The 2,177-nt window shown below is 70.6% G+C and carries 2 protein-coding genes and 2 pseudogenes; all 4 read right to left on the minus strand.

The features are described from left to right. Positions 1-426 (minus strand): annotated as a pseudogene (locus B9G38_RS16295) (hypothetical protein); the annotation flags it as partial. Next, positions 423-761 carry a hypothetical protein gene (locus tag B9G38_RS16300; RefSeq protein ID WP_086221078.1) on the minus strand — a complete coding sequence of 113 codons (339 nt, stop codon included), beginning with the start codon at positions 759-761 and terminating at the stop codon, positions 423-425. The gene B9G38_RS16300 and the pseudogene B9G38_RS16295, both read right to left, overlap by 4 nt. Positions 762-867: 106 nt before the next feature. Continuing rightward, positions 868-1,173: a hypothetical protein gene (locus B9G38_RS16305; RefSeq protein ID WP_086221079.1), complete on the minus strand. Its 306-nt coding sequence runs from the start codon at positions 1,171-1,173 to the stop codon at positions 868-870. Beyond that, a pseudogene (locus tag B9G38_RS16310) lies at positions 1,174-2,177 on the minus strand (ATPase); the annotation flags it as partial.

Raw genomic sequence — 2,177 nt, forward strand, 5'->3', positions numbered from 1 at the left:
GGCGGCGATCGCCTCCGTCTGTGCGGCCGACAGCTCCGCGGCCGCCGCCTCTAACTCGTCGAGCGTCTCGTCCGCCTCGGCGTCGACCGCGCGGCGCGCCCGGGCGTCCCCGCGCAGCGCCGCGACCCGCTCCTTCAGCCGCTCTATCTCCCCGGTCGTCTCGGCGACCCGCCGCCGGGCCTCCGTCAGGTCGACCGGCTCGATCTCGATCGCCGCGAGCTCCGCCTCGATATCGTCGATCTCCGCCGCGACCGACGCCGTCCGTCCCCGAGAGCGCGCGGCCGCCGCGAGCTGTCGCCGGAGCGTCGCGTCGGTCGGGAGCCGTCCGAGCACCGCGCTCGGTTCCGGCCGCGCCCGGACGTCGGTCGTCTCCTCTCTATCGACTCCCTCCTCAGTCTCGGCCGCGATCTGTCTCGCCCCGGTCACAGCTCTCGGCCGCGCATGCCGTCCGGGTCCGGGTGGTCCGTCCCCGCCGCGAAGGCGGCGTACGGCGTCGACTTGGCCGACCGGTCCGCGTAGGCCGCGGCGGCCGCTCGGACCTCATCGTCGACGGCGCCGAACTCGTTGAACGGCTCGGTGCGCTCTATCTGGACGTCCCCGCCGTGGGACTCCCGCAACCGCAGCGCGAGGAACGCGGCGTACACCGTCTCGTCGAACAGCGCGGCGCGGCCGAACCGCCGGGCGACGACCGACTCGTGGCGACGACACAGGTTCCGGAGGCCGGTTCGAGCGGCCGCCGAATACGTCACGACCAGCAGCACGCCCGCCGGTGGTCGATCTCGGAACTTATCCGTTCCGGACCGGAACGTTTCAGTCGGCTTCAGCGACGGCGGACCCGACTCCGCGCTCGCGGACCGATGTCAGCACCTAGAACCGCTCGACGTCGAACTCGGCGACGTCGGCGCCGTCCGGGTCGTCCCCGGTCTCGTCGCCGAGGCCGCTGGCCGCGAGAGCGCGCTCGCGCGCGGCCGGCTCCGAGGGCGCGACGACGACCGTGCCGTCGACGGGGTCGTCACCGACCGCCCGGTACACGTCGTCGTCGCCGTCGAACTCGGTGGCGTACGTCCGGAGCACGGCCGCGACGCGCCGCTCGGTGGCCGCGAGGTCGGCGTCGCCGTTCTCGAACTCGCGGAGCGCGTCCTCGACGTTCCGTATCGCGGAGATCCGGTCCATCTACGTCGTCCGGAGGTGGCCCTGCTTGGGTTCGTACACTTCGCCCTTCGTGCGGAGCTTCTCGATCTCCTGTTCGGCCTTCCCCGGATCCATCCCGATCTCGCCCGCGCGGTCGAGCACCTCGTCGACGGGGGCGCCGTCCTCGTACTCCTCCTCGATGTCGGCGATGAGCCCCTTGATGTTCTTGATGCGGTCGCGCTGGCTCTTCGAGGTGCCAGTCTCGACCACGTCGGCGTCGAACTGCCCCGTCTCCGGGTCGACGCCGATGTCCTTGAGACACGATTCGACGATGTCCGTCGCGCGGTCGGCGTCCTCGCGCTCGACGGTGTCCGAGAGGCGCACCCGCGCGCTCGCCTCCGAGAGCCGCACCATCGCCTCCAGCTTCCGGGCGGTGACCGGCACCGGCGCGTCCTCGTCGGCGCCCTTCGAGCGCAGGTCGACGTAGAACTCCTCGATGAGCTCTTTCGCCTCCTCCGTCATCGTCGGGAAGCAGGACCGCTTCGCGTGGGCGATGTACTTCCGCAGCAGCTCCGAGTCGATCTCCGGCGCGACCTCCTCGGTCACCTCCGCGACCTGCTCCGAGGTGAACTCCGAGCTCGCCAGCTCCTCGCGCTGGGTGTTGAGCTCGCCGGCGTAGTTCGTCTTGATGATGTGTTGCGCCAGCCGGGAGTCGTGTTCCGGGTCCGGGCTGTCCGTCACCGTGAAGATGAGGTCGAACCGCGAGATGAGCGCGGGCTCTAAGTCGATCTGCTCGCCGATCGGCTCGTACTGGTCGAACCGGCCGTACTTCGGGTTCGCCGCGCCGAGCAGCGAACACCGCGCCTTGAGGGTGGCGTTGATCCCGGCCTTCGAAACCGAGATCTTCTGCTGTTCGAGGCCCTCGTGCATCGCGGAGCGGTCCGAGGAGTTGTGGACGACGAGCCCGTTCGCGACGAAGTTGTGCGTCTCCTCGACGGTCAGGTCGTACACCCGGGGTCGCTCGCCGTCCTCGATCCGCGCCAGTA

It is taken from the genome of Halorubrum sp. SD612 (genome assembly GCF_002135005.1).